The following is a 7754-nucleotide window of genomic DNA, read 5'->3' as shown; positions in this document are numbered from 1 at the left end:
TTCGCGAGCAGGCTCGCTCCCACCATGGATTTTCAGCGATCACATATCCTGTGACCAACATGAAACCCCTGTGGGAGCGAGCCTGCTCGCGAAGAAAGCGCCGCGGTTCAACAGGTAAACCGCGCTATCAAGCTCAAGCCAGGCTTTTGCTCACCACTTCAAACACGTCGGCCGAAAGCCCGCCGGACGCGAGGATGCGTTCCAGTTCGCCTTTCATCAGCGCCTGGCGAGCGCTGTCGTATTTGCGCCAGCGGGTCAGTGGCGCCAGCTGCCGCGAGGCGATCTGCGGGTTGAAGGCGTTGAGCTGGATCACCAGGTCCGCCAGGAAGCGGTAACCCGAGCCGTCGGCGGCGTGGAAGTTGATCAGGTTCTGCCCGGCGAACGCGCCGACCAGGGCCCGCACCTTGTTCGGGTTCTTGATGTTGAACGCCGGGTGCTCCATGAGCGCCTTGACCCGTGCCAGTCCACCCGGCAATGGGCTGCCGGCCTGGACGCTGAACCACTGGTCCATGACCAGCGGGTTGCCCTTGAAGTTCTCCGCGAACACTTCCAGGGCCTTGGCCTTCTCGGTCTCGAATGGCGAGTTGACCAGCACCGCCAGCGCCGTGAGGCGCTCGGTCATGTTGTCGGCGGTGTCGAACTGTTCAAGGGTGGCGCTCAGCACTTCGGGCTTGTCGGTCAGCATCAGGTACGACAGCGCGATGTTCTGCAACGCGCGCCTAGCGAAGTGCTCGGCCTCGGCCACGTACGGCGTGCGCCGGGACAGGTCGCGGTTGGCCTCGTAGCGCAGCCACAGGGCTTCGAACAGGTTTTCGGCCAACTGCCGGCGAGCGAATTCACGGGCGGCGTGGATCGCCTCGACGTCCGCGACTTCGCTGATTTCGCTCAGGTAGGCTTCGCTTGGCAGCGAGAGCATTTCCGCGACCATTGCCTGATCCAGGGACTCATCCGACAGTACGCTGCGCAGCGCACTGACCAGGCGCGGATCCAGCGTCAGGCTGGCGCCCTGCTGATGCTGGGCGATCAGTTCCTGCAACACCTGCACCGACAACTGCTGGCCGGCGTCCCACCGATTGAAGCCGTCGCTGTCGTGTTGCATCAGGAACATCAACTGGTCGCGGTCGTACGGGAAGCTCAGCTTCACCGGCGCCGAGAAGCCGCGCAGCAACGAAGGCAGGGGCTTTTCAGCGATATCGACGAAGGTGAAGGTCTGCTCGGCCTCGGTCACCGAGATCACCCGGGGCGTGCCGCTCGCCGCCGCTTCGCCGCTCAGGCGCAGTGGGATTTCGGTGCCATTGCTGGCCAGCAGGCCCAACTCGACCGGAATCACAAAGGGCAGTTTCTCGGCCTTGTCCGGCGTCGGCGGGCAGCTCTGGCGGAACGTCAGGCTGTAAGTCTTCGCCGCGGCGTCGTAGGCCTCGCTCACCGCCAGCCGTGGCGTACCGGCCTGGCTGTACCAACGCTTGAACTGGCTCAGGTCGACGCCATTGGCATCCTCCATGGCCTTGATGAAATCGTCGCAGGTCACGGCCTGGCCATCGTGGCGCTCGAAGTACAGGTCGCTGCCCTTGCGGAAGCCTTCGGCGCCCAACAGGGTATGGATCATGCCGACCACTTCCGAGCCCTTTTCGTACACGGTCAGGGTGTAGAAGTTGGAAATCTCGATGAAGCTGTCCGGGCGCACCGGGTGAGCCATCGGGCCGGCGTCTTCAGCGAACTGATGGGTACGCAGGTACGCCACGTCCTGGATGCGCTTGACCGTGGCCGAGTTCATGTCCGCGGAGAACCCGGCATCGCGGAACACCGTGAAGCCCTCCTTGAGCGACAGCTGGAACCAGTCGCGGCAGGTCACGCGGTTGCCCGACCAGTTATGAAAATATTCGTGGGCGACGATCGCCTCGACCCGCTGGTGCGCGGCGTCGGTGGCGGTTTCGGCGCGGGCCAGCACGGCGCTGGAGTTGAAGATGTTGAGGCCCTTGTTCTCCATCGCGCCCATGTTGAAATCGTTGACTGCGACAATCATGAAGATGTCCAGGTCGTATTCGCGCCCGTACACCTCTTCGTCCCAGCGCATCGATTTTTTCAGGCTGGTCATGGCGTGCTGGCACTTGTCGATGTTTTCCGGCTCGACATAGATACGCAGCGCCACGGTGCGCTCGCTCATGGTGGTGAAGGTGTCTTCGACGCACCACAGGTCACCGGCCACCAAGGCAAACAGGTAGGCCGGTTTCTTGAACGGGTCTTCCCAGGTCGCCCAGTGCCGGCCGTCTTCGCCGGGGCCGCTGGCAATCGGGTTGCCGTTGGAGAGCAGCACCGGGTAGCTGTGCTGTTCGGCGACCACGGTGGTGGTGAATTTGCTCATCACGTCCGGGCGGTCGAGGTAATAGGTGATCTTGCGAAAGCCCTCGGCCTCGCACTGGGTGCAGAACATGCTGCCGGATTTGTACAGGCCTTCCAGCGCGGTGTTGGTTTCCGGATGGATGCGCACGGTGGTATCGACAGTGAACGCCTGGGCCTTGGGCTGCAAGGTCAGGTGGCTGTCACCCAGTTGGTAGTCGCCCTGACCCAGGTCGGCGTCGTCGAGCTTGATCGAGAGCAATTCCAGCTGCTGGCCATCGAGCACCAGCGGCGGCAATCCGGCGCCGCGCTCGGGGTTGCGGCGCATCACCAGTTGCGCATGGACCAGGCTGTGGTCCTCGAACAACTCGAAGGTCAGGTGCGTCTCGTCGATCAGGTATTCGGGCGCCTGATAGTCCTTCAGGTAGATCATCTTCGGTTGTTCGGTGCGCATGGGTCGAATCCTTCTACTGATGCACGGCGAGCTGGTAGGCCGTGTATTTACGAATATTGATCACGCCGGTGTCGAAAATCAGGTACTGGCCCTTGACTCCCAGGAGCGTGCCTTCGGCGATCGGGTCCTTGTCCAGATTGAAGCTGACGATCTTCGCCGGGTACTGCTGCACCGGGTAACGGATCTCGATCGGTTCGACGTCCGCTATGGTCTGGATCGCCTGCAAGCCGAATCGTTCCTGCAAACCCTGCAGGCCCTGGGCGCAGCTTTCAAACAGTGAATCACGGATCTGCCGCAAGTCCACCGCCGCAGCGTCGCCCTTGAGCAGGGCACGCCAGTTGGTCTTGTCCGCCACCTGGCTACGGAACAGGTCCTCGACGAAACCCGACTGCTGGCGGGTGGCGACCCGCAGGATCGGCACCGCCTGGCTTGCACCCTGGTCGAGCCAGCGGGTCGGCAGTTGCGTGGCGCGGGTGATGCCGACTTTCACGCCCGACGAATTGGCCAGGTAGACCACATGATCGGTCATGCAGAACTGCTCGCCCCAAGCCGGATCACGGCAGGTACCCGCCTCGAAATGGCACCGCTCGGGGCTCATGATACAAAGGTCGCACTGGGCCAGTCTGGTCATGCAGGGGTAGCAGTAGCCCTGGCTGAAGCTGGTCTTGGTCCGCCGTCCACAGTGGCTGCAGTGGATCGCGCCGAGGTATTCCAGGCGAATCCTGCTGCCGATCAACGGGTTGACCGGAACCTCGACATCGCCCAGGCGAAAGGCGTATTGAACGATCGGCCCGTCAAGGCGTGCCGACATCTTGCTGATTGCACCGCGGCCAATCTCGATCAATGGATGGCGTCCGACTTGAACAGGATATTCGGCACGACGGTGGCTTTCGACTGGCACTCCTGCGGGCCCATGTAGCCGGTGCGCTCTTCTTCGGGCAGGTTCTGGATTTCCCAGGCGATCATCGCTTGCAGCGACAGCTCGCGCTGCTCGGCGGTGAGCTTGTTGCCGTCGGCCCATTTACCGATTTCCACCGCCAGTTTCAGGCTGCGGTAGATGTCGGGGGTGATGTTGTTGATCATTTCGTTGAAGGAAGACATGGGTTCTCCGCGCAATTGCGCATTCTCAAAAGGCACAGGCGCCGATCAAAGGGCCATTTTACGGCGGGCGAACAGCCCGCCCAACAAGCCCGTGAAGCAACCGACGAGCAGCCCGCCGACGTGGGCCGCATTGGCGATCTCGCCGAAACCGATCAGCGAAACCAGCCCGGACAGGCACAGCAGCAACCACACCAGCATCATCACCAGCACCCCACGGGGCAAGTGATAGGCCGGGTTCGGTGCGAGCAGCTGGTAGATCCAGCAATGACCCAGCAGGCCGTACAACACTCCGGAAAGCCCGCCGAACAGGGTCGCGCCGCTGAACAGGTACTGGGCAAAATTGGACACGAGGCTGAACAGCAGTGTCAGCCCCAGCAGGTTGATCCCGCCCTGGCGCGCTTCGATCCGACGTCCCAGTTCCCAGTACCACATGCCATTCATGGCGATGTGCAGGAAGCCGAAGTGAACCAGCATCGGCGTCACCAGGCGCCACCACTGCCCCGCCGCGAGGCTGTCGGCCAACGGCGTGAACTGGATGTAGTCGCCGACGACGCGAAACTCGAGGAAGGTCAACCAGCGCAGGGTTTCCAGATTCTCCCCCAGCAGGGTCACGGCGCTGACGATCAGGCTCAGCAGCAATATCAGGGCTGTCACCGGACTGCGGGTCAGTTGCTGGACGAACCCTGCTGGCCGTGACGTGCTGCCGGTGTCAGGCAGTTCCAGCTGTTGCTCCGGATCGCCGGCGGGAAAACGCTCGTACAACGAACGCACGCTTTCGCTGATTTCATCCGGCACCCAGAGCACTTGCTCGCCCGCCTCTTCGCTGACGCGATGAGGCACCTGCATGCGCTGCAGCAGCTTGACGAAACCGCTCAGGTCCACTGCCAGGGGCAGGCGCAGGACGGCGACGACGCTCATCGCCCCATCTCCGGCCGCTCGACATCGACCCAGACGAACTTGTGCGGGTCCAGGCGGGTTTCCTGGTCGAGCCGATAGGCGACCAGCTTGCCGTAGAGCACCGCGCTGTAGTCCAGGCAGGCCAGGTTCGGGCGGATCGGCGCCGGTTTGCCGCTGCGCCAGTAGTGGCCGACGAACAACATCGGCTCATCGACGCCATACCGCAGCAGGTTGTTTTTTTCGTCCGGCGACAACGGTGTGCGGGCCACCGGCTCCGGCAACGCGTCGGGCTGGAAGACGATGTCGCCGTAGGTCTGCGGGTTGTCTTCCCAGAACTTGGTGCGGAAGAACGCGCGAGTCAGGCCGTCGCCACCCGTCAGGGTCATGCCATGGGGCAGGCGCATGTCGGTACCGCGCAACAGGCGATCGAACACCGTGCAGGCGAAACTGCCCGATTCGGCCGAAGCCTGGAGAAAATGCTCGTCGATGCAGCCTTCCGGGAACAAGCCGCGCAATGGCTCGATCAGGCCCGCGTCCCAGCAGGCGTGGACGACCCGGAAGCGCCCGGCGTCGACAAACAGCGGCAGTTCGTAGAACCACTTGAGAAAGTCACGCCATTCACCCGGGTGCTGCTCGAATTGGGTCAGGGTTTCGTTGAGCAGACGGGCATGGCGCGGCGTGTGTTCGCGCACGTAGCGCTGGCCGCTGCCCGGCAATGCCGGCGTGCTCCAGCCCAAGGCGTTGAACTCATGGTTGCCCATGATGCACAGCGCCTGGCCGGCCACGACCATGTCGTGGACGATGTGCAGCGCCTCGCGAATCCGCGGGCCCCGGTCGATAATGTCGCCGAGGAACACCGCCATGCGCGACGGATGCCGCCAGACCCCGGCCTGCTTGCGGTAACCGAGTCGGTCGAGCAGGTGTTCCAGGGTCAAGGCGCATCCGTGCACATCGCCGATCAGATCGTAACTGCGCGCGGGATCGAGCATCAGTCGCCTCCACCCCCCAAACGACTGCCCCAGCCGAGCTTGGTCCGGCAGACTTCGTAATAGTTGTGATCCAGCGGATGGATCAGGCGCAGCTTCTGCGCCTTCTTGCTGACGGTGATGGTGTCACCCGGCGCGCAGGTGAAATGGTTCTGGCCGTCACAGGACACTTGCGGGTAGATCTGCATATCCTTGGACACGACGATTTTCAGCTCACTGTTGCCATCGACCACGATGGGTCGCCCAGACAAGGTATGGGGGTACATGGGCACAATCACAATAGCGTCGAGCTTGGGATGCATGATCGGGCCGCCGGCCGACAGCGCGTAGGCGGTGGAACCGGTCGGGGTGGCGACGATCAGGCCGTCGGCCTTCTGGCTGCAGACGAACTGGCCGTCGATGTACAGCTCGAATTCGATCATGCGCGTGGACTTGCCAGGGTGCAGCACCACGTCGTTGAGCGCATCGCCCTGGCCGATGGCCTCGGCATGACGGCGCACCTCGGCTTGCAGCAGGAAGCGGTTTTCCACCAGGTAATGGCCGTCCAGCACCTCGGCGACCTTGATCTCCAGCTCGTCAGGACGGATATCGGTGAGGAAGCCCAGGCTGCCACGGTTGATCCCCAAGACCGGGATGTTGTGCCGCGCCAGGGCCCGGGCGGCGCCCAGCAGGCTGCCGTCGCCACCGACGACGATGACCATGTCGCAGACTTCGCCGAGCATCTTGCGCGACGACGTCTGCAGCCCGTGGCCCGGCAGCACTTCGGCGATGGTATCTTCGAGGATCACATGCAGGTGCCGCTCCAGGAGGAAGCGCTTGAGACGGCGAACGGTGTCCAGCACCTGGGAACTGCCCAGGCGACCGATGATGCCGATATTGCGAAATTGCTCCATGAGGCTCCTGCGAGGTCTGCGACGGGCGAAAAACCCGATTATGGGCGAAACCGCGCCGTAGACAAAATCCTTTAAGCCTTCAGCGCAACGGCTATGCTCGCACCATGATCCTGTTTCCCGAATTGCTCGACCTGCCCCGCCACCTGCGCCATCCCGAAGTGCGGGACCTGGCGTGGGTAATCGTCGCCCCGCCGATGCTCATCGACACGCCCTGGCCCCAGCGCCATCCCCTGGCGGGCAGCGGCTGGGTGCAGCAGCCCCATCGCCTGGAACACTGGCTGCGCGAACTGGACCGCGACAGTTATCCGTTGTTGCACTGCCTGTCCCAGGGGCGCACGCGGCGCCTGGGGCTGTACTACGAAAGGCTCTGGCAGTTTGCCGTGCAGCATGCGCCGGGCATCGAACTGATCGCGGCGAACCTGCCGATCCGGCGCGAGGGCCATACGCTGGGCGAATTGGACCTGCTGCTACGCGATAATGAAGGCGTGCATCACCTGGAGTTGGCGATCAAGTTGTACCTGGGCCCGCAACAAGGCAACGGGCGGGATACCGCGCAATGGCTTGGGCCCGGCTGCCATGACCGACTCGACCGCAAGCTGACGCATCTGCATGAGCATCAACTGCCGATCTCGGCACGCCCGGAAAGCCGCGAGGCCCTGGCGGCGCTGGGCATCGAATCGTTCCGCTCGCACCTTTGGCTCGGCGGCTACCTGCTCTATCCTTGGCCGGGCGAGGCCGAACCGCCGAGCGGTGCGCACCCCAGGCATTTGCGCGGCTGCTGGTTGCACCAGCGGGACTGGCCAGGATTCGTCACTCAGCGCCCGCCCGGGCGCTGGCAGCCCCTGCCCCGCGCAGCCTGGCTGGCCCCGGCCCATTACCCGGTTGACCAGGTCTGGACTGCCGGACAACTGGAGGCCTGGCGAACCGCCCTTGATCCCATGGCACCGGCGCAACTGATGGTGCGCCTGAGCGAAAATGCCGAGGGCGAATGGGAAGAAGCCGAGCGGGCGTTTCTGGTGGCGGACCTTTGGCCGGATGTGCCGGGTAATGGCTGAGGTTTGGGGTGTCTGTCAGGGCCCCTTCGCG

At 63.5% G+C, this 7754-nt stretch carries 7 protein-coding genes; 1 reads left to right on the top strand and 6 read right to left on the bottom strand.

What is annotated here, in order from left to right:
* Positions 1-133: 133 nt before the first annotated feature.
* The 6 genes from pepN to ACE04F_RS24340 are packed head-to-tail and all read right to left on the bottom strand — an operon-like array spanning position 134 to position 6668.
* Positions 134-2791, bottom strand: a complete 2658-nt coding sequence (pepN, locus tag ACE04F_RS24365; protein WP_486110260.1) for an aminopeptidase N — start codon at positions 2789-2791, stop codon at positions 134-136.
* Positions 2792-2804: 13 nt separating this feature from the next.
* Positions 2805-3635: a DUF2797 domain-containing protein gene (locus ACE04F_RS24360; protein WP_486110259.1), complete on the bottom strand. Its 831-nt coding sequence runs from the start codon at positions 3633-3635 to the stop codon at positions 2805-2807.
* Entirely contained in the window at positions 3632-3892 is a 261-nt protein-coding gene (locus tag ACE04F_RS24355; RefSeq protein WP_305500450.1) for a YeaC family protein, read from the bottom strand. The genes ACE04F_RS24360 and ACE04F_RS24355 overlap by 4 nt, the downstream gene beginning before the upstream one ends.
* A 45-nt stretch (positions 3893-3937) precedes the next feature.
* The gene (locus tag ACE04F_RS24350; RefSeq protein ID WP_486110258.1) at positions 3938-4810 is read right to left on the bottom strand and encodes a rhomboid family intramembrane serine protease; all 873 of its coding nucleotides are present in this window, start codon (positions 4808-4810) and stop codon (positions 3938-3940) included.
* A complete protein-coding gene (locus ACE04F_RS24345; RefSeq protein WP_486110299.1) occupies positions 4807-5781 on the bottom strand; it encodes a metallophosphoesterase in 975 nt (324 codons plus the stop codon). Before ACE04F_RS24345 ends, ACE04F_RS24350 begins: the two co-directional genes overlap by 4 nt.
* Entirely contained in the window at positions 5778-6668 is an 891-nt protein-coding gene (locus ACE04F_RS24340) for an NAD(+) kinase (RefSeq protein WP_003180647.1), read from the bottom strand. The genes ACE04F_RS24345 and ACE04F_RS24340 overlap by 4 nt, the downstream gene beginning before the upstream one ends.
* 104 nt (positions 6669-6772) lie before the next feature.
* Here ACE04F_RS24340 and ACE04F_RS24335 point away from each other — a divergent pair, with 104 nt between their 5' ends.
* Positions 6773-7723: a DUF1853 family protein gene (locus ACE04F_RS24335; RefSeq protein ID WP_486110257.1), complete on the top strand. Its 951-nt coding sequence runs from the start codon at positions 6773-6775 to the stop codon at positions 7721-7723.
* Positions 7724-7754 lie beyond the last annotated feature (31 nt).

It is taken from the genome of Pseudomonas sp. AGC41 (assembly GCF_057334555.1).
Note: the sequence above shows the minus strand (reverse complement) of the source record. Positions and strands in the feature narration are given on the sequence as shown.